This window comes from Salinicoccus sp. ID82-1 (genome assembly GCF_021991715.1).
In the GTDB taxonomy this organism is placed as follows: domain Bacteria; phylum Bacillota; class Bacilli; order Staphylococcales; family Salinicoccaceae; genus Salinicoccus; species Salinicoccus cyprini.
The window spans coordinates 87,852-112,914 of record NZ_JAGFLY010000003.1 but is presented as its reverse complement, the minus strand read 5'-3'; the positions used below and the strand labels follow the sequence as shown (position 1 = coordinate 112,914).

The window sequence follows — 25,063 nt, the reverse complement described above, 5'->3', positions numbered from 1 at the left end:
AGGATAAGAGTATATATATGCGGCACGGTGAATCATTGCGATCACCGTGCCTTTTTCTGTTTCAATTGGGATGGGACATACATATAAAAAGAGACATCAGCTCGGCTGATGTCTCCTGCGTCTCTATTTATATTATAAAAATACTATCTTCCCAGTACAGATGTACCGCCTCGTACCTGGTAGTACATGCCATCTTCTGTTTCAAATTCTTCGACCAGCCGCTGCAGGCGCAGCTTTTTCAGTTCGTTGAGAAGCAGGCCGGTCCGCCATTCGAAGACTGTCTTCAGCTCATGGAAGCTGACCACTTCATAGGACTCGATATAGTCGTGGATACTTGGCAGAGGATGCTTCTCTACCTCCTTGTCGATGAGCTCATTTATGATATAGGTATAGATATGATAGGGATATACGCCTTCCACCTTGACCCCTTCTGATTCGATGTCTCCGGAGAAGAAGATCATGGCAGGCAATGCCTCGACATCCATCTCACGGTACACCATGAGATCACGTTTAAGCAGGCTGCGGACCTCTTCCGAGTGGGCATCGATCATGAAGGCGTGGACATCCAGACCTGCGAGCCTGGCGCTCTCCTCCATATGCTGTATGGTGCATATGTTCTTTGTCGGCACAATCCGGTTCAGGACATAGCGTATGAATGCACGTGCCTTATTGCGGCCCTGTATTTCTGCAGCCTTATAGGCAAGCGCGATATTGTCGATATCCGAGGTGGACTGGGCCTGGCATTTAGTCAGCACCTGCAGAGAAGGGGCCAGTATCTTCTTTATTGTGACGTGACCCCGATACTCGAGCTGCAGCTTGTTGATGATCGGTTCAAGCGCAAGGCAATCCGCCGAGAACGGGTCGAAGAAGTAGAAGATTTCAATATGATGGGATGTCGGTTCGAGTACGAGTGACTGTGTTCCAGTTCTGTTCATGTCCTCACCCTGCTTAATCTATTGAATTCACCATATGGTTCGCTGTCAGTGTATACCGTGCCATGATGAATGTTTTCAATTCTTCTTCAAGACCCACTTCATCCATTGCCTTCGCCATGTTCTCAAGCCATGCATCGCGTGCTTCCGGTGTAATGCGGAAGGGCACATGGCGGGCTTTCAGCATCGGATGTCCATACTGTTCGTTATAGAGATTGGGTCCGCCGAGGAACTGGGTCTGGAACAGCTTCTGCTTATATGCTGTCTCAGTCAGATCATCGGGAAAAAGATGGTTGATGCGCGCATCTTCCGCCACGTGGCCATAGAAGATATCAATCATGCGATGCAACTTTTCCTCTCCGATATCCTTATAGGGTATTGGCATAGTTATCACCTGAGCGGATGCTTTCAAGTTTATTGTAGAAGCGTTCAACTTTCGTTGTTTCCTTGCGGCGTTCTATGCTGTATTGTTCGAGCAGATCCATGAATCGCGTCTCGCCTTTATCGTACTGGTCCACTTCATACTCCAGTTCGAAGTCTTCAGTGTCGAGAAAATTATTCTTATCCAGTACGAGCAGCCCCTCCCTATAGGGGACTTCCCGACGTTCTGTCGACAGAGCACCATAGATCTTGAGCTGTGTTGTATCTATATTGAAGCGTTCGAGTTCACCTAAAATCAGTTCCGGCACTTCGTCCGTACGGATATTACGGTCGAAGTTCAGATCATTTTCGACTTCGCCATGATATTCCATGACACCTTTTTCCGTCGGTTCCTTGAGCGTCATGATCTGCTTGCCGCCTGTATCCCTGATTCTGAGCAGAAGGCGATGGTGTTTTAAATCAAGATCCGGGGTATCTATATAGAAGTTCGTCTGCACGATGGGCTGTGTTTTGGTGAACAGTGCACTGTGCAGACGTCCATATTCTTCCCCTGTCAATAAGTTCTTAAATTCTATCTCCAGTTCTTTCATCAGATCCACTCCTTAATCATTATTATCTATAATTTGAAATGCAGTGTAAAGTAAACAGTTTATGACGTTATCAAATGGTGGATACTATGGTAAAATAAATGGCGCAAGGAGTGAAAATAATGGATATTTATGTAACAGAGATAAAATATGAAGACGAAGCATTGAAATGCTATGCAGATGAAGAGACAGAAGGTCTCCAGGCCGCATCACGCATGATCGTCGATTCCGATGATATGGCGTTCATCTACCTCCTGGATGATGGTGAGCAGTTCAGAAGGGTGCATTTCGTGAAGGAGACATGGTCCATGCTGCACACACACCACAGCGCTGAGGTCATACTGAATACGGATGTGATCCTGACTGATTTCTGGGATGAGTTGGACTATCTCGTCGACAACATCGACGGCAACAACAATTATGGGGAAGCATTTGAAATTGCAGTCAAGGAAGAGTTCACACATTAGAACGGATTTAGACTGGAGTGTAAGCGATGGAACAATGGGAGAAGTTTCTTGCACCTTACAAGCAAGCTGTTGAGGAGCTTAAGGTGAAGCTGAAGGGCATGCGCCAGGATTATCAGCTCAACCGTCAGTCCTCTCCGGTGGAATTCGTAACAGCAAGAGTAAAGCCGGTACAGAGCATCATCGAGAAGGCCAGTGCACGCAACATTCCCTACGATCGTCTGCAGGAGGGGATGTATGATATTGCAGGCGTCAGGATCATGTGCCAGTTTGTCGATGATATCGAAGTGATCTGTGCACAGATCCGCAACCGTACCGATATGCGGGTGGTTGAAGAGCGGGACTATGTCGCCAATACGAAGGAGAGCGGCTACCGGTCGTATCACCTGATTGTGGAATACCCGGTCGAACGGCTCTCCGGAACCGTCAGTATTCTGGCGGAGATACAGATCCGCACATTGGCGATGAATTTCTGGGCAACGATTGAACATACACTGAACTATAAGTACAGCGGGGAATACCCGCCGGAAATAAAGAAACGTCTGCAGAATGCAGCAGAAGCGGCATACCTTCTCGATCAGGAGATGTCGGAGATCCGTGAGGAGATCCAGGATGCCCAGAAGTACTACACGAAAAAGCGCAATATGCGCTAGCATGATGGATATGGATTCCAGAGAGGAGTGGCGGCATGAAATTTTTCATCGTTTCCAAAGGAGACACCAAATCGAATGCCTTGAAGGATAAGATGATGAACTATATGGTGGATATGGGCATGACATCGGATCAGGCGGCGCCGGACATCGTCATATCGGTCGGCGGCGATGGCACGCTGCTCCAGGCCTTCCACCGCTATCAGCATCTTCTGGATCATACGGCCTTTGTCGGCGTACATACAGGGCATCTCGGGTTCTATGCAGACTGGCTGCCTCAGGAAGTGGAGCGCCTGATCATCGCCATACAGAATGATGAGTTCCAGGTCATCGAATATCCGCTGCTCGAGACGATCATCCGCTATGAGACGGAAGGCACGGAAACCCGCTACCTGGCGCTTAATGAAGCGACACTTCGGACCGACAACGGTACAACCCTTGTCATGGATGTGGATATAAGAAACCAGCATTTTGAACGGTTCAGGGGAGATGGCCTGTGTATTTCCACGCCATCCGGCTCGACCGCCTACAATAAGGCACTCGGTGGTGCCCTGATCCATCCATCCATCGAAGCCATACAGATTACGGAGATCGCCTCCATCAACAACAGGGTATTCCGTACAGTCGGCTCACCGCTCGTACTGCCGAAGCATCATACATGCCAGGTACTGCCGGTGAACAGCGAAGTCTATCAGATGACAATCGATCATATAAATCTCGTGCACAAGGGCGTCAAATCGATCCAGTTCAGAGTCGCAGATGAAAAGATGAGATTTGCCCGCTTCAGACCATTTCCATTCTGGAAAAGAGTGCACGACTCCTTTATTTCCTAGAGTTCAAAGCACTGTTGAAGTGCTTTTTTAATTTTTCATATAATATGTAATCCAAGATTATACGTAGGTGGTGGCATCATGGCTGAAATAGAAGAAAAAACGGAAATTGAGCTTGAGTACGAATCGCTGCTCGTCCATTTGAGGGAAGCACATATCGATACATTCCGGGACGTATTCTTCGATCTGCACAATTATGAGCAGAGTGAATTCTATCTTGAACTGGAAGAAGCAGACCGGCAGAGAATGTATCACTATCTCAGTCCGGAGGAAGTGGCCGGGTTCTTTGACAGCCTCGAGCTCGATCCCGAGGAATATGAGACACTGTTCGATGCCATGGATGCGCGCTATGCAGCGGAGATGCTCGGGGCCATGCAGTACGATAATGCCGTCGATATACTGAGTGAAGTTTCAAAAGAGAAGCTCACCTCGTTCCTGACCCTGATGGAACGCTCGGACGCGCAGGAGATACGCAAGCTCATGAACTATGAAGAGGACACCGCCGGTGGTATCATGACCACCGAATTCGTCAGCGTCACCTCGCTGATGACGGTGCGGGAGGCCATGCGCCATCTGAAGCGGATGGCACCGAATTCCGAAACCATCTACTACGTCTTTGTTGTGGATACCGATCGCAAGCTTGCAGGCATCCTTTCCTTGAGGGAACTGATCATTGCAGATGATGATGCCTACATCGGGGATATCATGGTCGAGCGTGTCGTCTCCGTCCTTGTGTCCGAGGACCAGGAGGAAGTTGCCCGGATCATGCGTGACTACGACTTTCTGGCAATGCCGGTTGTCGACTACCAGGACCACCTGCTCGGCATCATCACAGCGGATGACATCATGGACGTCATCGATGAAGAGGCGAGCGAGGACTATTCCAGACTTGCCGGTATGACGGAGATCGAGCCGACTTCCGATTCTTCATTTTCAACGGCGAAGAAGCGGCTGCCATGGCTTGTCGGACTGACGTTCATGGGCATGATCACAGCAGCGATGCTGACCACTTTCGAGGATACGCTCGCCCAGGTGGCTGTACTCGCCGCCTTCATTCCGATCATCGGGGGCATGGCCGGCAACAGCGGCACCCAGTCGCTCGCTGTCGCCGTGCGCGGTATCGCGACAGGAGAAATAAAAGATACGAGCAAGATGAAGCTGGCACTGCGTGAGACGGGATCCGGCATCATTACGGGACTCGTATGCGGTCTCATTCTTTTCGGCATCATCAGTCTCTTGTACCAGTCGCCGATTCTTGGTATTATCGTCGGAGTAAGTCTGCTGATTGCCATGACGCTGGCGACACTGCTCGGAACACTCGTACCGCTCGTGATGAGTCGTCTGAACATCGACCCGGCAGTAGCCAGCGGACCGTTCATTACAACGGCGAATGACATCATCAGTCTACTGGTGTATTTCTCACTCGCGAATGCATTCATGTCTTACTTGCTATAAGGAGAAAATAATGGAACATGGACCATCTGTAGTATCATTGGCAATTGTCGTCCTTGCAGCACTGCTGACGCCAATACTGATCAATAGACTAAGAGTAAGCTTTTTGCCAGTGGTGGTTGCAGAGATCATAGTCGGGGTCATCATCGGAAGATCATTCCTTGATATCGTCGATGCCAGCGACCCTTGGCTGAATATACTGTCCACACTGGGTTTTATATTTCTGATGTTTCTCAGTGGTCTGGAAATTGATTTCGATGCATTTACGCAGAAATCCTCCGGCCAGAAGAAATCGAAAGTGCTGAAACGCCCGCTGCCGAATACTCTGATGCTCACAGTCGGTATATTCCTGGGCATTCTCGCACTGAGCTTCCTGTTCGCCTTAATGATGCAGAGCTTTGGTGTGTTTGATGACATCTTCCTGCTCGTCATCATCATTTCGACGATATCCCTCGGTGTCGTTGTGCCGACATTGAAGGAAGCAAACCTGATCACCACCCAGATGGGGCAGATCATTCTGCTGGTTGCCGTCATTGCGGACTTGGCAACGATGATCATGCTGGCATTCTATTCCCAGCTCTATGCGGATTCGAGCCAGCCGATCTGGCTGATGGCGATCCTGATCGGATTCGCCATACTGTTCTACTTCCTCGGACGGGTCATGCACCAGTCCCAGCTCATCAGACAGCTCAATAACGGGACGATGCAGATCGGCATCCGCGGCGTCTTTGCGCTGATCATCATGCTGGTTGCATTGGCTGAAGGTGTTGGAGCCGAGAACATACTCGGTGCCTTCATTGCAGGCTGTATCGTCAGTCTGCTGAAACCGGACCAGGATACGGTGCACAAGCTGGATTCATTCGGCTACGGGTTCTTCATCCCCATCTTCTTCATCATGGTGGGCGTCGACCTCGATCTGCCGTCGCTGTTCTCGGACAGCCGCGTCTTCATCCTGATACCGGTACTGCTTGCCGCGTTCCTCTTGAGCAAGCTTATACCGGTGGCCATACTGCTGCGGTATTTCGACGTGAAGCGGGTCACCGCTGCCGGCTTCCTGCTGACATCGACGCTGTCGCTCATCATCGCAGCTGCGGTCATTGCGGAGGAGATCGGCATGATCACCAGCGCCGAGAGCGGCATGTTCATACTGAGTGCCGTCGTCGCATGCATCATTACGCCGGTCGTCTTCAAGCAGCTCTATCCGAAAGGGGAAAATGAAGAGCGCTCGATCAACGTGACGATCATCGGCAACAACCAGCTGACTGTCCCGGTGGCGCACAGCATCGCCGGTGGCCTGTACCATGTGAAGCTCGTCTTCCATAAGAACTATACAGATTCGAGGGAGAAGAGTACTGAAAACTTGAGCTTCAATGAAATCGCGGAGTACTCGGAGGAATGCCTTGATGGCATCGATGCCTTCGATGCCGATATCGTCGTCCTCGGGGCGAATGATTCCGATATCAACTGGCGTGTCGCCCAGATGGCCGAGAAGCACGGTATCGAACGCATCATCTACCGTGTCGATGATCCAGCTCAGGAAAATGCGGTCAAAGAACGCGGATTCGAGCTGTTCTCCACGATGCTCAGTTCAAAAACACTGCTGCGTGGACTCATCGAGTCTCCGAATATGATGCAGCTCCTGTCGGATGAAGAGACATCCATCTACGAAATACAGATGAACAACTACCGCTATGACGATATGATGCTCAGAGACTTCCCGTTCACCGGAGACATCATCTTCCTGCGTATTCTGCGTGGCCAGGAATCGCTTGTGCCGCACGGGGATACACAGCTGTTCGTCGACGACCGGATCTTCATGACCGGTTCAAGGGAGTATGTCGAGGAACTGAAGCGTGAGCTCGAACTCTACTGATTGATGGCGTGTGTCCTGTCTGGGGACACACGCTTTTTCAATATATGAATGTCCGGCGGAAATATCTTTTTTGTTGCATTTCAATTTGAAAAAATGTAGATTAGGAGTAGGTACTAATAACAAACTATAATTGTCAGTGCACTTTAAGGCACGCAATGAGTTGAAAAGGGAGTATATACTTATGAATCTCGAAGGTAAAACTTTTGTCATCATGGGTGTTGCCAACAAGCGCAGTATCGCTTGGGGCGCAGCACGCGCACTCGATCAGCTGGGTGCAAAACTGGTGTTTACGATTCTGAACGAGCGTTTCAGACGTGAGCTGGATAAACTCCTCGGAGAACTTGAAGGCAACCACGACATCATCGTCGAATGCGATGTGACGAATGATGCGCAGGTTGAAGCTTCATTCAAGGAAATCGGTGAAAAGACAGGCGGCATCGATGGCGTGCTGCATGCGATTGCATTCGCCGGCAAGGATGAGCTGCAGGGTGGCTATAGCGAAACAACGAGAGAAGGCTTCAAGAATGCCCTCGATATCAGTGCATACTCACTGGCGGTTGTTTCAAAGCATGCCAAGACGATCATGAATGAAGGCGGCAGCATCGTGACAATGACCTACCTCGGCGGCGAGCGCGCAATGCCGAACTACAACGTCATGGGTGTCGCGAAAGCAGCACTTGAATCCAGCGTACGCTATCTGGCACTGGACCTCGGCGCGTCCGGCATCCGTGTCAACGCAGTATCTGCCGGCCCGATCCGTACACTCAGCTCTTCAGCAGTCGGCGATTTCAAGTCGATCCTGAAGGAAATCGAAGAGCGTGCGCCATTAAAGCGCAACGTCGATCAGCTTGAAGTGGGCAACACGGTTGCCTTCCTGCTGAGCGGCTTCTCAAGCGGCATCACAGGTGAAGTGCTCCACGTCGATTCCGGCTACCACATCATGGCCTAGATATCAGAATGCAAAGTCCGAATGCGGGCTTTGCATTTTTTTGTCTGAAAATGGACATGAAAGAACCCGTACACGTCTGCTTGACGGTACAGGTTCATATATGGATATGGTCTATCCTTCGCCGAGCCGGTATGTTTCGTAGACTTGCCACACACCGTTCTCCAGCTGATAGAGCAGGCTGATCTTATCGAGCGTCTCCTTGTGCTGGATGCCGATCATGCTCAAGTGCCCGAAAATATCTTCGTATTCCTGGGTCGTCTGTCCCTGGGCGATGGTCAGGTGTGGCACGAACGGGTGTTTATTCTCCCCGTAGAAGTCACCTTTGTTCAATGCATCATGGAGTGACTCGAGTGACTCATTCTTTTCCACTTTGAAATAGATGACGAGAGAGTTCGGTGAGAAGCTGGAGACTTTCTTGATTTCGATCTCGGTCGGCTGCTGCTGTTTCGCAACTTCGCTCAAGTATTTTGCAATCTCTTCCTTCTCCGACTCGTCTGCTTCAAAACCCTCTTTGATCGTAATATGTGGGGGAATGAGTGCATAATGTGTATCGTATCTTTTTCTGTATTGATTCACTTTGTCTTGCAGTTCTTTGGACGGAAACATTGCTACTCCGAACTTCATCGTGATTCCTCCCTATCGATTATATTCTCAATTATAGCAAATTTCTTACTAGTTAGCATAGTAGTCACCCGAGAAAATGTTTCAGTGCAGGTTCGAGCTCAGGTTTCCATGACTTCCATACGTGTCCGCCTTCAAGCTCGCGGTACGTATATTCGAGCGGTTCAGATGATAGATAGTCGTTCAGTTTGCGGTTTGGTGTCAGGAAATCGGCCTGTTCCTTGGAGATGGTGATGAAATCATCCTCTTCAAGCCCGATTGTGTGATAGAGGTCGAGGTGCATCAGTGACATCTGCGACTGGAAGCGCCCGATGAACGCATCATCGACGAATGGGCTGAAAGCCAGCGCCTGTGAGAATGTCGCCGGATAGGTGGCTGCGACTGAAAAGGCGAAGCTGCCAGCCAGCGAATCTCCCATCAGTGTACGTGATGTGCCGACTTTGAGCGTCGGGAATGTGGCATCAATCCAGCTGATCAGCTCCCTCGCCACAAAGGTCACGAAATCATCATGGCGGTCCCCATTCGGGCTGAAGTAGTCATTGCGCCATTCTACACTTGGATAGGGTACGCCGACGATGATGGCACGTTCGATCTCTTCATTTTTCCTAAGCTTCTCATACGCCCTTTCTATCTGGCCATATCTGAAGAAATCCTGCGAGTCGAACGTAATGATCACCTCGTGCTTGTATAGGTCTGAAAAGTTCTTCGGCAGATAATACTGGATTTCATAAGTCTCTCCGAGTGTTTCCGATTCGAAATCGATAGTGTGGATCTTTCCTGGTTCCATTTCCATAAAATAACCCCCTTATGGCTAGTTTACCAATAAGGGGGCATCTTCGAAACATTAATTCATTGTATATCAGCGGTCGAGCTTTCTGACATCTGGATTGTATTCCTTCTCTTCTTTGAGACGCTGTAGATAGTCATGATGCCAGAAATCCGCTTCCTTGACTGTCGACGCGTCCGGTGAATAGATTGCGTACTTGCCGGAACCTTTCTCCTTCTTCTGGCGCTCGAAATCCCTGAGGGCTGCGAGTGCCGGCTTCTGCAGGATCAGTATGGCGATGACGTTCAGCCACGCCATCAGCCCGACCCCGAGGTCACCCATATCCCATGCCAGCCCGGCAGAGCTGACTGTGCCGTAGAACACGGAGGCAACCAGAAGGACACCAAGCAGGATCTTCAGAATCGGCCAGCGGCCGTGTGTCAGATAGACAAGGTTGGTCTCTGCAATATAGTAGTAGGCGAGTATTGTCGTATAGCAGAAGAACAGCAGTGCAAACGAGATGAAGTAGGAACCGAAGCCGACAAAGTTGATGTCGAATGTCTCCTGTCCGCTGAATGCTTTATCAAGACCTGCCTGGGTATAGGCGACTGTACCGCCGTAGTTCTCCTCACCATCCGGTGATACCTGGTGGACACCGCTGTCGACGATAAGGCCGTCATTGCCGTCCGACACGTTGTACATGCCGGTCATCAGAATCATCAGTGCTGTGGCTGTACATACGAACAGCGTATCGACATAGACCGAGAACGCCTGGACGAGTCCCTGCTTTGCAGGGTGGGATACTTCTGCAGCACCGGCTGCGTGCGGTCCTGTACCTTGACCGGCTTCGTTCGAGTAGATGCCGCGCTGGACACCGATTGCGATCATGGCACCGACGATGCCGCCGAACTGCTGCTCAAGACCGAATGCACTGCGGAAGATGAGCCCGAACATTGCCGGCACTTCCTGTATATTTATGAGGACGACGATGATTGCGACCGCGATATAGACGAGCGCCATGAACGGCACGACCGCTGAGGCAACGTTTGCGATGGAACGGATTCCCCCGAAGATGACAAGGCCGACGAGTACGACAAGCGCGATACCGATGACCCAGTGCTCTACTGGGAAAGAATTGGTCATTGATCCAGCAATGGAATTGGACTGGATGCCTGGAAGCAGGAATCCGGTCGCAAGAATCGTGACAAGTGCGAAGACGATGGCATATGCTTTGCCTATACCGCCGCCGATTCCTTTTTCTATGTAGTAGGCTGGACCACCACGGTACTGCTTATCTTCATTCTGCTTATAGATCTGTGCAAGTGTCGACTCGATGAAGGCGCTGCCTGCACCGAGGAAGGCGATCAGCCACATCCAGAAGATGGCGCCCGGTCCGCCGATGAAGATGGCGGTCGCAACACCGACGATGTTACCTGTACCGACACGGCCGGACAGTGATACGGCAAGTGCCTGGAAACTCGAGATGCCGACTGGTGATTTTTCCCCCTGGAACATCAGGCGGATCATTTCCTTGAAGTGTCTGATCTGGAAGAAGCGCATTCTCAGACTGAAATAAAGTCCGACGGCGAGCAGGCCGTACACGAGAGGCGAACTCCACACCAGTCCATTCAGAAAGTCTACAATTGATTGCATAGTTATTTTCCCCTTTTCCCCTTTGTATTGAAGATTCTGACAATATTTATGATACTGTTAGTTCACGCATTTGTCCATATATATTTAATGCGCCATGTATTTTTATGATACACTGTATACACCTTTTAAAAATGTCAATGGAGGAGCAGTTGAATATGACAAAAAAAGTCTGGTTCCAAACCGGTATTGCAATCATCATCACCCTGCTGATCATCATGCTCGTCATTCGGGTGCAGGTCATTTTCGAGCCGGTCTTCACAATCGTGACGACAATTTTCGTGCCTCTTCTCCTTGGTGGGCTGCTGTATTATATTACCGAACCGATACAACGCTTTCTTGAAAAGAGAAGGGCTGGCAGGTTGACCAGCATTCTGGCAGTATTCGTCATCATCCTGCTCGTTCTGACGATGCTTTCCATGATCATCGTGCCGATGGTCACAGAACAGGTGCAGAATCTCATTTCCCGTGCGCCATTGATTCAGAATGAAATACAGGACGTCTTCAATATGATCCTGTCGTATAGGGATCGCCTGCCGATCAATCCGGAGCAGTACATCCAGGATGCGCTGAATCGTGGATCGCAGATGCTCTCCAATCTGGCGAGCAATGCGTTTACGATTCTGACAAGTACAGTGAGCGTACTGATCACACTGGTCCTGGTGCCATTCTTCTTCTTCTTCATGCTGAAGGATCACGAGAAGCTCATTCCTTCCATGGTCTCTCCATTCAGGGGCACCTTGAAGCAGTTTCTGACCGAACTGTTCTATGATATCGATCATACACTGCGCGCGTTCATACAGGGACAGATGCTTGTCAGCTTCATCCTCTGCATCATCCTGTACATCGGCTATGTGATTGTTGGACTGGATTATGCATTATTGCTGGCAATATTTGCACTGTTCATGAACCTGATTCCGTTCATCGGTCCATGGATTGCTTTCCTGCCTGCAGCACTGCTTGCAGTCATCCAGGATCCGTTCCTGCTGGTCTGGGTTTCACTCATCACGCTGATTGCCCAGCAGATCGAAAGCAATCTGATTACACCGAACGTCATGGGACAGACGCTCAAGCTGCACCCGTTGACAGTCATCACTGTAGTACTCGCGGCAGGAAATATAGCTGGATTCATCGGCATGCTGATTGCGATACCGACGTATGCGGTCGTCAAGACGATCATCCAGAATATGTGGAGATACCGCAGCAACCTCAAGGAAACAATGTTCACCACCACAGGTGAAGGTGGACCACCACAGTAGACAGAAAGCGGGGGCAACCCCGCTTTTTTTTGTAGTAGAAGAGTGGGGCGAAGGACGGCATTGCTTGCAGTGCATGAAAAAAGGGTATGAGTATGAATAGAAGATCATAGGGGATGATGCCATGAAAGTCATCATTATAGGAATGTGGAACAGTTTTCCGAAGGGGCTGGAGCCGACGTCCGGCTACCTGATCCAGAAAGACGGAGTTTCGATCCTGCTCGATGCAGGCAGTGGTGTGGCTGCAAATGTACAGAAATACACCAGTATCCACGACATCGATCATATCTTCCTCTCCCACTATCATCATGATCACGCAGGGGATATCGAGGCATTCATGCTGGCCAGAAAGATGGCCAGGCAGCTGAAACGTGTCGACCGGAATCTCAAGATCTACGGCCCGGAAAGCGGCACCATCGTCAAGACCATCCGCCGGGCGAAGTACAGCACCTTCATGCCGATCCGCGCTCAGAAGCACTACACCGTCGGGCCCTTCCAGATTGAATTCCACCGTAACGAACATCCAGTCGAAACATATGCCATGCGAGTCACCGATAACGAGGGGAGTGTATTCGTTCATACATCCGACTCAAGCTACCGCGGCAGCCTTGTGCGGTTTGCATTCGGTGCAGATCTGCTCATCATCGACTGCAAACTCTACGAAGGATTCGACGGCAAGGTGGATGGTCATATGAACGCAGAGCAGGCCGGCCGGCTCGCATCGAAATCCGATGCCCAGATGACCCTCCTTGCCAACCTGCCCCATCACGGAGAACTCGAAGTGCTGCTCGACAGTGCCAAACAGCATCCGACGAATGTAGTCAGGTTGGCTGAAGCCGGAATGAAGATCGAAATCTAGAAAACAAGAGTCCGAACCCGTTGATCGAGGTTCGGACTCTTGTCTATTTTTGTGTGGGTCGGCTGGAGGATCGGCTGACGCCCGAGCACTCATCCCACATCCCTTCGCCTGAACAGCATCACACCGGCACCCATCATCAAGATTCCGAGTCCGAAAATGATGAACCATGGTGTCCAGGCCATTTCTTCAACCGGCAGTGCCGCAAGATGGTGGAACGGCGTCGCCAGCAGCCATTCATCGCCAAGCCCGATGATCAGTCCGAGATAGTTGACGAAAAATGTGAAGAGCAGGTAGAACCAGACGATGAAATGCAGCTTTGCACGAAGCCCGATCAGCAGCACCGACAGTCCAACGAATGCGATGATGCCGGCACTGTAGTTGATTGCAGCAATGACGTAGTCGTCGGCCGTCATATCGATGCCTCGGACCGTCATGCTCGCGCCGTACATGCTGAGCAGCGCAATGAGTACACCGGCTATTCCGACGATCACTGCATACAGACCGTGGCTCGGCAGCATGACCGTCCGGCGCATTCCGGCGCTCTCCAGCCATTCGAGCCGGCCGTGCTTCTCTTCGCGCAGGATGCGGCCTGAAACCATGAGGGCCGGAATCACACCGATGACAGAGGTGATCATGATGAGCACGCTGATGAACTGGCCGATCGGATCTTCCCCGGTCGCGGCCATGCTGTTGGCAAGAAATGCATTTTCATTGATGAACGCATCGAGATCCCCGAAAATCGAACCATATGATGCACCGATCAGCGCCATGCCGACGAGCCAGCTCGTCACAAGCACCTTCATGCTGCCGGTCATCAGCCGGGGGTATGAACCGATGGTCCGCGGTTTTCTATTCCTCTCCATGCTGAAATAGGCATCCCCGAGGTCCCTTCTGGAAAATAAAGCCCAGGCGAGCCCGGTGAAAACGGCGATCAGCAGAAATGGCAGCAGCCACAATACTTCATTGGAGGCGAATGGCTCAAGCCGTGTCAGCCAGTTGTAGGGCGATATGACAGACAGCTCGGGCCGTGCCACGTCAGTGATGGCACGGTACAGATAAAGCAGCAGCAGAATGGTGAGCGCCATGCCGAATGTCCATTCCGAACTGCCGAGGAGCTGGGCAAACACGAGTGTCAGCGTATAGAACATCAGGCCGAACAAACTGGTGCCCACAGCATAGAGTGTGCATCCGGCAAGTGTAAACGAGTCGTCCGACGACAAGTATGTGCCGAGAAAGATCACCAGGCCGAGCAGTACGTTCATGCCGGCGCCGATCAAAAGCTGTGTCATGAATATGGCCCCTCTCGTGATGCCGGCACTGTTGACGTATTCAATCAGGCCCTGGTCCTCCATTCTACGGCTGATGGCATTGGCGATCATGATGCCGAAAAGACCGTGGATGATTGCCATGAAGACGAGCATTTCATGGCTGAACATGACAGCAATCGTATAGGCGCCTTCCGGAACGGGGCCGATCATGGCGATGAGTGCCGGGTTGTCGAGTGTCTGCCGGAGCACTTCCCGTTCCTGTTCACTGCTGTACAACCCCTCGAATGCGAAGGGGACGATCAGGGTGAGCGCACTGATGCCGGCAATCCACAGCAGGATGCGCAGCCATACATCCTTCAGTATCAGACCGATGAAGGCGTTCATGGTGACACGCGTCCATCTTCGTAGTAGCGCATGAATATATCTTCAAGCCTTGGCGGCAGTGTTTCCAGGTGGTGCGGCTGATGGCGTGCGACCGCCTGGAGGAAATCACCGACGGAATCATTGTCGACACGCATATGCGTGCCATCGTCTGCTTCCTCATAATCGTGGACGTATGGCAGCTTCTGCATTTCAGCAAGGTTCTGTCCGGATTTCACGACATACTCGGTGCGGGTGATATGGCGCAGCGTTTCAAGCCGTCCGGTCTCGATGATTCTGCCTTCACGGATGATGGCGATGCGATCGGCGAGTTTTTCCACTTCCGATAATATATGGCTCGACAACAGTATGCTCCGTCCCTCCGCTTTCGCTGCTGCAAGCTGTTCATGGAAAATGCGCTCCATCAGCGGGTCGAGGCCGGAAGTCGGCTCGTCGAAGATGAGCAGGCGGGCGTCCGACAGGAAGGCGCAGATCAGGGCGACCTTCTGGCGGTTCCCTTTGGAGTATGTCCTGCATTTTTTCTTTGAATCCAGACGGAACTGCGCAATCAGGCTGTCCTTCTTCGCAGTATCGGTATAGCCTCTCACTTTCATGAAGAAGCGGATGACCTCCTCGCCCGTCAGATTGCCCCACAAGTTCACATCCCCTGGAACATAGGCGATGTTCTGCCTGTAGTGGCGATTGCCGGCAACCGCCTGCCCATCCATCAGAATCTCTCCGGAATCCTGCGTCAGCGCCCCGATGATCATGCGCAGGGTGGTGGACTTGCCTGCTCCGTTCGGACCGATGAAACCGAAGACCTCGCCTGCCTCGAGCTTGAATGAAACATCCTTTGCTGCAACTGTCTTTCCAAACGTTTTCGTCAAATCTTTCAGTTCAAGCACTGTCATTGTTATACCTCCTTATAATAGAGCTTCCGCATTGTATCGAGATAGCCGCCGAACTGCGCGAAGTAGGTATCGACCTGGTCGAAGTCGATGCCCTGCGCCTCGAAGTACTGCTCCATTTCCTTGACATAGCCTTCGAACGTCCAGCCGATCATCTTCATTGCCATCTCCCGGTCGATATCCGTACGGAACAGCGTCATATCCACATTCTCGTACATTGCATGCAGACTCGATTCGCGCAATGTCTGCATTTTCGACTGGTAGGTCGAGAGCAATCCTTCGGCATAGTACATATGCGTCACAAATTGGGCAATTTCCGGATGCTGGGTAAAATAGACATGCTTGATCCGGGAAAGTCTCGCGAGCCTTTCAATGAAACCTTCCGCTTCTGTGGTGAACCGGGAAAGCAGATGCGTTGTGAAATGATCATAGGCGAACTCGGCGGTACTCAGATAGAGCGTTTCTTTATTTTCGAAATAGTAGTAGAGCAGCCCTTTGCTGATGCCGGCGGCATTGACGATGCGGTTGGTCGAAGCTCTCTTATAGCCGTGCGCCGAGAACTCTGCCATGGCGGTGGTCAGGATGTGGTACTGCTGACTGTCATCAAGCTTCTTGAATGGTTTTTTCATGGTCGCCCCCTTTACTTTGACCAGTCTGGTCAGTTTTATTGTATGCCTGTTGACCAAAGTGGTCAATAACTTTTTGCACAATATTTTCGATATATGGAGTATCACAGTAAGGAGGGCATTCATGAATCCAATCGAATATCTGAAGAGGCAGGGGTTTCGCGTCACATCGGACCCGGCAAAGTACGATGGCGGCGTATGGGGGAAGCGCGACTACACGGTCGACGGCTATAACTATGACACATACTGCGGCGGCTACCACCGGGCATATGATCTTGCCAAGGCGCATCTGGCACCAGTTCCGGCAGTATGCAACGGGGAGGTGGTTGCAGGCACCAGCCGATATGGCAACTTCGGGGGGACAGTCGTCGTGGCAAATAAAGCACTCGGCATCCAGGTGATCTACGGGCATCTCGCCCGCAATCTGAAAGTCCGCGTCGGCCAGTCCGTCAAACAGGGCGACACCGTCGGTCTGCAGTCCTACACGAACTATGACAATGTAAGGATGGCAAGCCACCTGCACATCCAGTTCCAGAAATACGGCTACATTCCGAATGAGCGTGCATTTGTATGCAGCGGCATCAATCCGCTCCAAATAGACGTCGGAGGTGAATCCTACGACGACGCATGGCTGTGGCATGGCCAGTTCAAAACGGACAGCCGCATCCGTATAAGGCATCATCCATCAGCGCATTCAGCATCGGATGGCATACTGCCTAAAGGTGCAAATGTCCGCTTCGACAAGCTTTTCGTCAATGAGGGGCTATGGTGGATCCGCATCATGATCAAAAAAGAATTGAAGTGCATCGCCATCGGAAAGAGACGTACAGGCATCAACTTTCGTATGGCCGACCAGACCGGTGATCTGTGGGGAAGGGTAAGCAACCTGGATACGTCGAGAGGAAAGGAAAAATAAAAATAAAACCGGATGGGCCATCTGACTTCTTTAAGAAGAAGGACGGCGCATCCGGTTTTTGCGATTTTGGCTATTGATGTTTGAAAATGTTGCTTTCACAAAAGATTATCAGCCCTGTCTGATCGAATGAGATGATGCTTTCAGGTCCTGATCAAGCTTATGGAGTACCTGATTGATTTTCACCTGGTTGACTGCTTCGACGACGAAGTAGGCCAGGATGGTGTAGATGATGATGACACCAAGAAGAAGAATGTTTTCCTGCATTACACTGATGATCAGTGCAGGAAGGAATACAAGTGCAAGATAGATGATCAGCATGCCGATGCGGTTGGCATTGATGACACGCTGTGCATCGCGTATGGTTCCCGAGTATTCATCATTGATTCTTGTCATATCCACTTTGCGTGAATCCTGGTAGACGTTGGTTATATTCATATGACCGTCGTATGGATCCTGCTCGTAGCGCAGATCCATATGTGCATTATCCCACGTCAGATATTTAAAAAAACCCATTATTTTCTCCCCTTCACTATCTATGAATATTCTGATATCATTATATATTGAAAAGACATTTAAATCAAAGGGGTGTTTATAAATGGCAGATAAAACCAATAAAGAAAAGCAGTTCTCACGCCGTGACTTCCTCAAGACCACAGGTGTGGCGACTGGAGGCATCATAGGCGGTTCCATGCTCGGCGGTCTTGTCGGCTTCAGGCTCGATTCACCGACTGAAGAGGCGGATACAGGCCAGCAGAGCGCAGAGCAGGGCGCAGAAGGTGGCGGCAATTCAGGGAGCTACAATCCAGGCAGGATGTTCTTCCATAATGATACGACCTTCGACACGATTTCACAGGCCATGGAAAGAATCTATCCGGAAGATGACATGGGACCTGGCGCCATTGCGCTCGGTGCACCTTTCTTCCTCGATATGCAGCTTGCAGGTGAATACGGCAACAATACACGGGAGTATATGCAGGGACCGTTCTACGAAGGAGAGGCTACTCAGGGCTACCAGTCAAGGCTGATCCGTTCGGAACTGTTCAGGCTCGGCATCGAGCGGCTTGATACCGAAGCCAATGAAATGTTCGACGACGACTTCCGCAATCTGGATGGTGGGCAGATGGATGAGATACTGACACGCTTCCAGGAAGGCGAAGCGGACATGGGTGTGCCAGCGGCTACAGCAAAACCGGAGGATTTCTTCAGACTGCTGCGCTCTTCAACCATCGAAGGTGTATATGCCGACCCACTCTACCGGGGCAATCATAATATGGAAGGCTGGAAGATGAAAAACTTCCCGGGCCACCAGCATGCATACATCCAGGAAATCGATACTGACAGCTTTACGGAAATCGAACCACAACCATTGTTTGGAGGGAATCACTAATGGCGACAGAACTGGATAAAGTAGATGTAGTGACCATAGGCGTCGGCTGGACAGGCGGCATCATCGCAGCAGAAGCGGCAAAAGCAGGTCTTAGCGTAGTTGGTCTTGAAAGAGGAAGAGAACGCGGTACGGAGGATTATCAGAATATCCACGATGAATACAAGTATGCCATCCGCTATGAGTTGATGCAGGATGTCTCAAAAGAAACACTGACGTTCAGGAACAACAGGGAGCAGCGTGCATTACCGATGCGCCAGCTGGGCTCTTTCCTGCTTGGCGAGAATCTTGGTGGTGCAGGCACACACTGGAACGGTCAGACATGGCGCTTCCTGCCCTACGATTTTGAAATCCGTTCGATGACGGAAGAGCGTTATGGCAGCGAAAAGCTGAGAGAGGACGAAGGATACAGGCTTCAGGACTGGGGAATTACATACGATGAACTTGAGCCATACTTCGACCAGTTCGAGAAGACTGCCGGTATTTCCGGAGAGGACAATCCAATGGCCGGTGAACGCTCGGATGCCTATCCGACACCACCAATGATAAAAACCCGCACACTGCAGATGTTCGAGGAAGCTTCAACCAATTTGGGCTACAGTCCGATCATGATGCCTTCTGCAAACTTGAGTGAGCAGTATGAGAATCCGGATGGAGAATCGATTGCTGCATGCCAATACTGTGCATTCTGCGAACGTTTCGGTTGTGAATATGGAGCGAAATCATCTCCTGAAGTCACGGTCATTCCGACTGCAAGGAAAACCGGCAACTATGAGGTGCGTACACACGCAAACGTGGTGGAAGTACTGAAGGATGAAGACGATGATTCCCGCGTTACCGGTGTAAGATACGTTGACGTCAGAACCGGAGAGGAATTCATCCAGCCGGCGGACGTTGTCGTACTGACAAGCTATGTCTTCAACAACTACAAGCTCCTCAGGGTATCCGATATCGGTCAGCAGTATGATCCTGAAACAGAAGAGGGTACACTCGGCCGTAACTACTGCTACCAGATCTTCGGTGGCGCAACGGGCTACTTTGACGAACAGTTCAACACATTCATGGGTGCCGGTGCACTCGGCATGGCATTTGATGACTTCAATGGAGACAACTTCGATCACTCCGACCTTAATTTTCTACACGGCGGGAATATGGCCATCACGCAGACCGGCAACCGTCCGATTGCGACAAACCGGACGAAACCGGACACGCCATCATGGGGCAGTGAGTTCAAAAAAGAATCCATCGAAAGCTATACTCGAACATTGCGCGTACAAGGTCAGTGTGCGATACTTCCACACCGTGATAACTACCTCGATCTCGATGAGACATACAACGATGTCTATGGTGTTCCGCTCGTGAAGCTGACATTCAATTTCACGGATCAGGATCTGGCGGTCCAGAAGTATGTTACTGAAAAAGCAGGCGAGGTCATGGAAGAGATGGGCGCCAACGACGTCGTTCTTGATGCCGCAAGCACAGACTATGATATTACACCATACCAGTCTACCCACAACACCGGCGGCACGGTGATGGGAGATGATCCGGAAACAAGTGTCACGAACACTTATCTTCAGCATTGGGATCGGGATAACCTTTTTGTTGTCGGCGCGGGAAGTTTCGCGCATAATAGTGGATATAATCCAACTGCAACAGTGGGTGCTTTGGCATACCGTTGTGCGGAAGGTGTAATACGGTTCGCCGAGGAAGGCGGACGTCTCGAAGAAGAATAGGTGATCTAGATGGTTCGTAGGCAGGATCAGAGTACCAACTCTGATAATAAGGAGAGCAGGAAAGAAATAGAAATGGATGAAAATGAAGTATCCGGTGACAGCCGGAAAATAGAACAGACAGCCGTCACTGAAGAGAGGAGTAGCACGCCGGAAGAGGAAGACCCATTCGAGCCGCTGGTCGAGCAGCTTGAGAGCCTGCGCAGTCTGCTGATCAAATCAGCGGTCACCTTCGTACTGTGGTTTCTGATCATATTCACCACAGTACGTTGGTGGTTCCCGGTTGTTTCAATGGGGGCGGACATCGTCGTCTTCGGACCATTCGAAGTCATCCGTTTCTACATCCGTACTTCGGCAGCAATGAGCCTCGGACTGAGTACACCGTTCATCTGCTGGTATCTATGGCAGTATGTCAGATCAGGACTCGTCGACAAGCAGACACAGTTCCTGAAGGGGTCACTTCCGGTAATGCTCGGACTTTTCTTGATAGGGCTGTCGTTCGGCTACTTCGTCGTCCATCCGCTCAGCTACTACTTCCTGATCGAGATGGGCGAGCGCAACTTCGACGTGCTCGTCACGGCGGATGAATACATGTCATTCCTGCTTGTTACAACGATTCCTTTCGGTCTGATCTTCCAGCTGCCGATTGTCGTACTGTTTCTGAACCATATAGAACTGCTTGATTCGGAAATCATGAAGAAATCGAGAAAGTTTGCCTACTTCGGGCTGCTTGTCATCACGGCGATCATTGCACCGCCTGATTTCTTCACGCATATCATCACGCTGCTTCCAATGATCGGCCTGTATGAGTTGAGCATCATCCTTGTCAGACGCAAGGAGAGGAAGGCCAAAGAGAAGGAAAAATCAAGAACAGCATGATTGGAGGGCCTCGTGCCCTCTATTTTTATATGTTGGCAGCTGCCAGAACGAAATTGCATACAGATTCCATATAAATCGATATTTTTGTTATAGTGATAGTAGATGTTACGGAAAAGGAGATCGAGATATGAAGAAAGTAAGAAAAGCAGTCATACCGGCCGACGGGCTCGGAACGCGCTTCCTGCCTGCGACAAAAGCGATGCCGAAAGAGATGCTGCCGATCATGGACAAGCCGACCATCCAGTATATTGTAGAGGAAGCGGTGGCTGCTGGCATCGAGGATATCATCATTGTCACCGGCAAGCATAAACGGGCGATAGAGGATCACTTCGACCACCAGATCGAATTGGAAATGAACTTGAAGCGCAAGGAAAAGTACGAACTGCTCGAGAAAGTCGAGCATGCGACGGGGCTGGCCAATATATTCTACGTCAGACAGAAATCCCCGAAAGGACTCGGACACGCGATACATACAGCCAAGCAGTTCATCGGTGATGAGCCGTTCGCTGTGCTTCTTGGAGATGATATTGTGGATAATGGGGAGGGTACGCCTGCAATCGGCCAGCTGATGGCGCAGTATGATCAATGCCAGAGTCCGATCATCGGTGTCAAACAGGTGCCGAAGGCGCAGACTTCACGCTATGGTATTGTGGAATTCGATGAAAAGAAGGGCAATCTCTACCATCTGTCCAACATGTATGAAAAACCCGAACCGGGAGTCACGGATTCGACGCTTGCCATCATGGGACGCTACGTGCTGACACCTGAAGTTTTCAAGCATCTTGAAGCTGGCAGGGTCGGTGCCGGCGGGGAAATCCAGCTGACCGATGCGATACATGCAGTCATCCAGTCCGGCGGGGATGTGCACGCAGTCGACTTTGAAGGCCGCCGCCATGACGTCGGTGACAAGACCGGCTTCGTCAAAACGACCATTGAGTATGCCCTGAAATCAGATATGAGAGAGACACTGCTCGATTTCATGGAGGAAACATTAAAAAAGAACGGCAGATGAAAAACATCTGACGTTCAATGATGAAAAGCGATATGACAATGGCAATCCTGTATGGATGGCCCTGCTGTCATATCGCTTTTTTATTCGGACTTTTGTGATGCATCTGCTTTTTTCAATGCACGGCGTTCTCTTATCCTTACAATGTATATACTTATTTCATATAAAATGAACATCGGTGTCACTGTAATGATATGTGTGAAGAAGTCGGGCGGCGCAATCAGCGCGGTAATGACGATAAGACCAAAATAGACATATTTTCTGATGGCTCTCATCAATGTTGAATCAAGCAGTTCGATATAGTGCAGGAAGAGTACAACGATCGGGAGCTGGAAGATAAGACCGAATGGCATTGTCGACAGCAGCAGGAATGACATGTACTCATCCGCTGTGACCAGTACATCGAAGTTGCGTTCACCCATCTGAATGAGGAAAAAGTAGCTGATCGGGTGGACGACGAAGTATCCGAAGGACAAGCCAGCCAGAAAGAGCAGGAACATCAGCGGAAAATATGATTTCAGAAACTGTGTCTCTTTTTCGACGAGGCCCGGCCGCATGAATTGCCAGAAGAAATAGCAGATGAAGGGCAGACTGAGTCCGATTCCAAGTGCACCAGAGGTACGGATGTAGAAGCGGATGACTTCGAATGGTCCTCTGACGATCAAGTCATGCCCCTTAGTCAGATAGGGGAACCAGTACTGGATAGTCAGAAATATGAGCATGAAGAATAGGACGAAAGTGACAACCGTCTTTATCAGCGTCCCTCTCAGATCATCGAGGTGTTCGACAAGTGTCGCATCAGGTGTATCTACTGTCACCTTATGCTTTCTCCTTGTTTCTTCCACATCATCCTGTGCAATTTCCTTAATTGTTTCTTTTCTCTTATTCTCAATTTTTTTCATATCATTCACCTACATCCCATTATAGACATAAGAGGCACATACGTAAATTCGTATATGCCTCTTTGGAAAAAGTTCAATTGTCAAATCAATCAGGCTTCAACAAGCGGGCCGTTGTCATCGAGATACTTTTCGATGCCTTCAGCTGCACGGTAAGCAAGCGCACCAACGGTACCTGTAGGATTGTAGCCACCATTATGTGGGAAGTTCGATCCGCCGATGACGAATACGTTTTCCGCATCCCACATCTGGAGATAATTGTTGACGACACTTGTATTGGGATCAGCTCCCATGATTGTTCCACCAACAATGTGGTCATTGTGTGCAGGAAGAATATCGAAATGTTCATCCAATACACTTCTGCTTTTAGCGACTGGATTCATTTCATCGATGATCTCCTCGATGCGGTCTCCGATGTAGGAGTGAACATTTCTATCGTGCTCGGTCACATCGTAGGTGAGGCGGAGCAGAGGACGTCCGTAGTCATCCTTGTATGTTGGATCAAGAGAAAGATAGTTTGTCCTGTATGGCAGCGTGATCATCTGTGCCCATGCACCGGCAGAGCGGTTGTACGCCTTGACGGATTCGGCCTTGAATTCTGCCCCCCAGTTCTTCTCGACACTGTCAGGTACAGCATTCTCAAGAATCGGACGCTTGCCCTGCTGTTTCATGGAAATCGATCCACCATGGATGAAATCAAGGTCCGAGTGGTCGAAGTTGTCATTATTGTAGTCGTCGACTGTGACACCCAGTGCACCGGCACCCATGGAAAGGTTATATTCTTTATCGAAGAAACCGGTCACGGACGGTGTAATGTGCAGGCAATAGTTTTTGCCGACAGCACCTTCACCTGTTTCAGGGTCATAAGGTGTACCGAGTTCGGAATGCAGCAGCAGTTTCGTGTTGTTCGTCGTGTGGCTGGTGATGACGACAACATCTGCAGGCTGGATGAACTCTTCATGTGTTCTTGTATCAACATAGCGTACGCCTGTTACTTTTCCGTCTTCTTTAATAATATCGACAACGTTCGCATGCGTCCGCATTTCAAAATTGTCATGCTGCTGTGCAACCGGGATCGTTGCAACGATCGGAGAGGATTTCGCTCCCCATTCACAACCGAATTTCTCACAGAATCCGCAATACTGGCACGCAGCGATGGTCATGCCATCCGGGTTGGTATATTCTTCCGACATGTTTCCTGATGGTGTTCTGAAAGGTGTCGCACCTGCTGCTTCACATGCTGCCTTGAAATCGGAGAGCAGGGGTGTCATCTTCATTGGAGGCGTCGGATAGGCCATCTTGCGTTCAGGACCCATCGGGTTCTGTTCTCCACTGACGCCTGCCGTCCTTTCATACCTTTCATAATACGGTTCAAGTTCTTCGTAAGTAATGCCCCAGTCCTGGATAAGGTAGTCGTCTGACAGTTTGTCTTCTCCATATTTTTCATCGGTACGTGATTTGATTTCAAAATCATATGGGTTATAGCGCCATGTGTCACCGTTCCAGTGCACACCACCGCCTCCAACGTCGGTACCGATGAGGAAAGCACCGAATCGGCGCATCGGCAGTGCCTCTTCATCAAGATTATTTCTGTAGGTAATGGTTTCCTTGGATAGATCCTGCATCATTTCATGTCCGACGACATAACGGTATTCGTCATGCGCAAGCAGGTAGTCCTCCGTCTTCTTTTCAGCGCCGCGTTCCAATCCGAGTACATCTTTGCCTGCTTTAGCCATTTCAGCAGCAATGATGCTGCCAGCCCATCCCAGGCCGACGACAACAACTTCTTTTTTATCCAATGTTTCTGCCAATGC

25 protein-coding genes are annotated in these 25,063 nt (G+C 50.3%); 13 read left to right on the top strand and 12 right to left on the bottom strand.

The genetic code is table 11. The annotated features are described in order from the left end of the window. Window positions 1-143: 143 nt before the first annotated feature. From J4760_RS08365 to J4760_RS08355, 3 genes are read right to left on the bottom strand one after another with little or no spacing between them, the layout of a single operon-like run. Window positions 144-935, bottom strand: coding sequence for a DsbA family protein (locus tag J4760_RS08365; protein WP_237605421.1), 792 nt, complete (start codon window positions 933-935; stop codon window positions 144-146). A gap of 13 nt (window positions 936-948) precedes the next feature. Beyond that, window positions 949-1,317, bottom strand: coding sequence for a globin domain-containing protein (locus J4760_RS08360; RefSeq protein WP_237605420.1), 369 nt, complete (start codon window positions 1,315-1,317; stop codon window positions 949-951). Further along, a complete protein-coding gene (locus J4760_RS08355) occupies window positions 1,301-1,903 on the bottom strand; it encodes a CYTH domain-containing protein (RefSeq protein ID WP_145284262.1) in 603 nt (200 codons plus the stop codon). The genes J4760_RS08360 and J4760_RS08355 overlap by 17 nt, the downstream gene beginning before the upstream one ends. 119 nt (window positions 1,904-2,022) lie before the next feature. Here J4760_RS08355 and J4760_RS08350 point away from each other — a divergent pair, with 119 nt between their 5' ends. The 6 genes from J4760_RS08350 (at window position 2,023) to fabI (ending at window position 8,118) form a co-directional block, all read left to right on the top strand. Next, window positions 2,023-2,367: a UPF0738 family protein gene (locus J4760_RS08350; protein ID WP_237605419.1), complete on the top strand. Its 345-nt coding sequence runs from the start codon at window positions 2,023-2,025 to the stop codon at window positions 2,365-2,367. A gap of 26 nt (window positions 2,368-2,393) precedes the next feature. Further along, on the top strand, window positions 2,394-3,017 hold the full coding sequence (yjbM, locus tag J4760_RS08345; protein WP_145284267.1) for a GTP diphosphokinase: 624 nt from the start codon (window positions 2,394-2,396) through the stop codon (window positions 3,015-3,017). Between the two features lie 35 nt (window positions 3,018-3,052). Then, complete coding sequence (locus tag J4760_RS08340) at window positions 3,053-3,847, top strand: NAD kinase (RefSeq protein ID WP_237605418.1); 795 nt, start codon at window positions 3,053-3,055, stop codon at window positions 3,845-3,847. 78 nt (window positions 3,848-3,925) lie between these two features. Continuing rightward, window positions 3,926-5,299: a magnesium transporter gene (gene mgtE, locus J4760_RS08335; RefSeq protein WP_145284273.1), complete on the top strand. Its 1,374-nt coding sequence runs from the start codon at window positions 3,926-3,928 to the stop codon at window positions 5,297-5,299. Window positions 5,300-5,309: 10 nt separating this feature from the next. Continuing rightward, on the top strand, window positions 5,310-7,169 hold the full coding sequence (locus tag J4760_RS08330) for a cation:proton antiporter family protein (RefSeq protein ID WP_237605417.1): 1,860 nt from the start codon (window positions 5,310-5,312) through the stop codon (window positions 7,167-7,169). A 181-nt stretch (window positions 7,170-7,350) separates the two neighbouring features. Next, window positions 7,351-8,118 carry an enoyl-ACP reductase FabI gene (fabI, locus tag J4760_RS08325; protein WP_237605416.1) on the top strand — a complete coding sequence of 256 codons (768 nt, stop codon included), beginning with the start codon at window positions 7,351-7,353 and terminating at the stop codon, window positions 8,116-8,118. Window positions 8,119-8,229: 111 nt separating this feature from the next. On the opposite strand, the gene J4760_RS08320 is transcribed toward fabI, so the two are convergent. The 3 genes from J4760_RS08320 to J4760_RS08310 form a co-directional block, all read right to left on the bottom strand. Next, complete coding sequence (locus J4760_RS08320; RefSeq protein ID WP_145284282.1) at window positions 8,230-8,742, bottom strand: YjcG family protein; 513 nt, start codon at window positions 8,740-8,742, stop codon at window positions 8,230-8,232. Window positions 8,743-8,806: 64 nt separating this feature from the next. Next, complete coding sequence (locus tag J4760_RS08315) at window positions 8,807-9,532, bottom strand: alpha/beta hydrolase (protein ID WP_145284284.1); 726 nt, start codon at window positions 9,530-9,532, stop codon at window positions 8,807-8,809. Between the two features lie 66 nt (window positions 9,533-9,598). Further along, window positions 9,599-11,158: an alanine/glycine:cation symporter family protein gene (locus J4760_RS08310; RefSeq protein WP_237605415.1), complete on the bottom strand. Its 1,560-nt coding sequence runs from the start codon at window positions 11,156-11,158 to the stop codon at window positions 9,599-9,601. Window positions 11,159-11,313: 155 nt separating this feature from the next. Between J4760_RS08310 and J4760_RS08305 the strand changes: the two genes are divergently transcribed. Next, a complete protein-coding gene (locus J4760_RS08305) occupies window positions 11,314-12,414 on the top strand; it encodes an AI-2E family transporter (RefSeq protein ID WP_237605414.1) in 1,101 nt (366 codons plus the stop codon). A gap of 121 nt (window positions 12,415-12,535) precedes the next feature. Next, entirely contained in the window at window positions 12,536-13,270 is a 735-nt protein-coding gene (locus J4760_RS08300; RefSeq protein WP_237605413.1) for an MBL fold metallo-hydrolase, read from the top strand. Window positions 13,271-13,359: 89 nt separating this feature from the next. Here J4760_RS08300 and J4760_RS08295 read toward each other — a convergent pair whose 3' ends face one another. Genes J4760_RS08295 through J4760_RS08285 form a run of 3 tightly spaced genes read right to left on the bottom strand, consistent with a single transcriptional unit; the run spans window position 13,360 to window position 16,435 of the window. After that, complete coding sequence (locus tag J4760_RS08295; RefSeq protein ID WP_237605412.1) at window positions 13,360-14,922, bottom strand: ABC transporter permease; 1,563 nt, start codon at window positions 14,920-14,922, stop codon at window positions 13,360-13,362. After that, entirely contained in the window at window positions 14,919-15,809 is an 891-nt protein-coding gene (locus J4760_RS08290) for an ABC transporter ATP-binding protein (protein ID WP_237605411.1), read from the bottom strand. Before J4760_RS08290 ends, J4760_RS08295 begins: the two co-directional genes overlap by 4 nt. A gap of 2 nt (window positions 15,810-15,811) precedes the next feature. Beyond that, a complete protein-coding gene (locus tag J4760_RS08285) occupies window positions 15,812-16,435 on the bottom strand; it encodes a TetR/AcrR family transcriptional regulator (protein WP_237605410.1) in 624 nt (207 codons plus the stop codon). Window positions 16,436-16,556: 121 nt separating this feature from the next. Between J4760_RS08285 and J4760_RS08280 the strand changes: the two genes are divergently transcribed. After that, a complete protein-coding gene (locus J4760_RS08280) occupies window positions 16,557-17,348 on the top strand; it encodes a M23 family metallopeptidase (RefSeq protein WP_237605409.1) in 792 nt (263 codons plus the stop codon). A gap of 108 nt (window positions 17,349-17,456) precedes the next feature. On the opposite strand, the gene J4760_RS08275 is transcribed toward J4760_RS08280, so the two are convergent. Next, the gene (locus tag J4760_RS08275; RefSeq protein ID WP_145284308.1) at window positions 17,457-17,861 is read right to left on the bottom strand and encodes a hypothetical protein; all 405 of its coding nucleotides are present in this window, start codon (window positions 17,859-17,861) and stop codon (window positions 17,457-17,459) included. 82 nt (window positions 17,862-17,943) lie between these two features. Here J4760_RS08275 and J4760_RS08270 point away from each other — a divergent pair, with 82 nt between their 5' ends. The 4 genes from J4760_RS08270 (at window position 17,944) to galU (ending at window position 22,353) form a co-directional block, all read left to right on the top strand. Beyond that, window positions 17,944-18,735 (top strand): gluconate 2-dehydrogenase subunit 3 family protein, encoded by a 792-nt coding sequence (locus J4760_RS08270; protein WP_237605408.1) that lies wholly within the window; start codon window positions 17,944-17,946, stop codon window positions 18,733-18,735. Then, a complete protein-coding gene (locus J4760_RS08265; protein WP_237605407.1) occupies window positions 18,735-20,465 on the top strand; it encodes a GMC family oxidoreductase in 1,731 nt (576 codons plus the stop codon). Before J4760_RS08270 ends, J4760_RS08265 begins: the two co-directional genes overlap by 1 nt. 9 nt (window positions 20,466-20,474) lie before the next feature. Continuing rightward, window positions 20,475-21,341: a twin-arginine translocase subunit TatC gene (tatC, locus tag J4760_RS08260; protein ID WP_237605406.1), complete on the top strand. Its 867-nt coding sequence runs from the start codon at window positions 20,475-20,477 to the stop codon at window positions 21,339-21,341. Between the two features lie 127 nt (window positions 21,342-21,468). Further along, window positions 21,469-22,353, top strand: coding sequence for a UTP--glucose-1-phosphate uridylyltransferase GalU (gene galU / locus J4760_RS08255; protein ID WP_237605405.1), 885 nt, complete (start codon window positions 21,469-21,471; stop codon window positions 22,351-22,353). Window positions 22,354-22,433: 80 nt separating this feature from the next. On the opposite strand, the gene tatC (J4760_RS08250) is transcribed toward galU, so the two are convergent. Both tatC (J4760_RS08250) and J4760_RS08245 read right to left on the bottom strand, forming a co-directional pair. Beyond that, window positions 22,434-23,252: a twin-arginine translocase subunit TatC gene (tatC, locus tag J4760_RS08250; protein WP_237605404.1), complete on the bottom strand. Its 819-nt coding sequence runs from the start codon at window positions 23,250-23,252 to the stop codon at window positions 22,434-22,436. 89 nt (window positions 23,253-23,341) lie between these two features. Next, window positions 23,342-25,060, bottom strand: a complete 1,719-nt coding sequence (locus J4760_RS08245) for a GMC family oxidoreductase (RefSeq protein ID WP_237605403.1) — start codon at window positions 25,058-25,060, stop codon at window positions 23,342-23,344. Between the last annotated feature and the right edge of the window lie 3 nt (window positions 25,061-25,063).

Excerpts from the sequence above, each read along its gene's own strand:
- J4760_RS08365 (WP_237605421.1), bottom strand. The coding sequence starts at position 935 with ATGAACAGAACTGGAACACAGTCACTCGTACTCGAACCGACATCCCAT.
- J4760_RS08360 (WP_237605420.1), bottom strand. The coding sequence starts at position 1,317 with ATGCCAATACCCTATAAGGATATCGGAGAGGAAAAGTTGCATCGCATG.
- J4760_RS08355 (WP_145284262.1), bottom strand. The coding sequence starts at position 1,903 with ATGAAAGAACTGGAGATAGAATTTAAGAACTTATTGACAGGGGAAGAA.
- J4760_RS08350 (WP_237605419.1), top strand. The coding sequence starts at position 2,023 with ATGGATATTTATGTAACAGAGATAAAATATGAAGACGAAGCATTGAAA.
- yjbM (WP_145284267.1), top strand. The coding sequence starts at position 2,394 with ATGGAACAATGGGAGAAGTTTCTTGCACCTTACAAGCAAGCTGTTGAG.
- J4760_RS08340 (WP_237605418.1), top strand. The coding sequence starts at position 3,053 with ATGAAATTTTTCATCGTTTCCAAAGGAGACACCAAATCGAATGCCTTG.
- mgtE (WP_145284273.1), top strand. The coding sequence starts at position 3,926 with ATGGCTGAAATAGAAGAAAAAACGGAAATTGAGCTTGAGTACGAATCG.
- J4760_RS08330 (WP_237605417.1), top strand. The coding sequence starts at position 5,310 with ATGGAACATGGACCATCTGTAGTATCATTGGCAATTGTCGTCCTTGCA.
- fabI (WP_237605416.1), top strand. The coding sequence starts at position 7,351 with ATGAATCTCGAAGGTAAAACTTTTGTCATCATGGGTGTTGCCAACAAG.
- J4760_RS08320 (WP_145284282.1), bottom strand. The coding sequence starts at position 8,742 with ATGAAGTTCGGAGTAGCAATGTTTCCGTCCAAAGAACTGCAAGACAAA.
- J4760_RS08315 (WP_145284284.1), bottom strand. The coding sequence starts at position 9,532 with ATGGAAATGGAACCAGGAAAGATCCACACTATCGATTTCGAATCGGAA.
- J4760_RS08310 (WP_237605415.1), bottom strand. The coding sequence starts at position 11,158 with ATGCAATCAATTGTAGACTTTCTGAATGGACTGGTGTGGAGTTCGCCT.
- J4760_RS08305 (WP_237605414.1), top strand. The coding sequence starts at position 11,314 with ATGACAAAAAAAGTCTGGTTCCAAACCGGTATTGCAATCATCATCACC.
- J4760_RS08300 (WP_237605413.1), top strand. The coding sequence starts at position 12,536 with ATGAAAGTCATCATTATAGGAATGTGGAACAGTTTTCCGAAGGGGCTG.
- J4760_RS08295 (WP_237605412.1), bottom strand. The coding sequence starts at position 14,922 with ATGAACGCCTTCATCGGTCTGATACTGAAGGATGTATGGCTGCGCATC.
- J4760_RS08290 (WP_237605411.1), bottom strand. The coding sequence starts at position 15,809 with ATGACAGTGCTTGAACTGAAAGATTTGACGAAAACGTTTGGAAAGACA.
- J4760_RS08285 (WP_237605410.1), bottom strand. The coding sequence starts at position 16,435 with ATGAAAAAACCATTCAAGAAGCTTGATGACAGTCAGCAGTACCACATC.
- J4760_RS08280 (WP_237605409.1), top strand. The coding sequence starts at position 16,557 with ATGAATCCAATCGAATATCTGAAGAGGCAGGGGTTTCGCGTCACATCG.
- J4760_RS08275 (WP_145284308.1), bottom strand. The coding sequence starts at position 17,861 with ATGGGTTTTTTTAAATATCTGACGTGGGATAATGCACATATGGATCTG.
- J4760_RS08270 (WP_237605408.1), top strand. The coding sequence starts at position 17,944 with ATGGCAGATAAAACCAATAAAGAAAAGCAGTTCTCACGCCGTGACTTC.
- J4760_RS08265 (WP_237605407.1), top strand. The coding sequence starts at position 18,735 with ATGGCGACAGAACTGGATAAAGTAGATGTAGTGACCATAGGCGTCGGC.
- tatC (WP_237605406.1), top strand. The coding sequence starts at position 20,475 with ATGGTTCGTAGGCAGGATCAGAGTACCAACTCTGATAATAAGGAGAGC.
- galU (WP_237605405.1), top strand. The coding sequence starts at position 21,469 with ATGAAGAAAGTAAGAAAAGCAGTCATACCGGCCGACGGGCTCGGAACG.
- tatC (WP_237605404.1), bottom strand. The coding sequence starts at position 23,252 with ATGAAAAAAATTGAGAATAAGAGAAAAGAAACAATTAAGGAAATTGCA.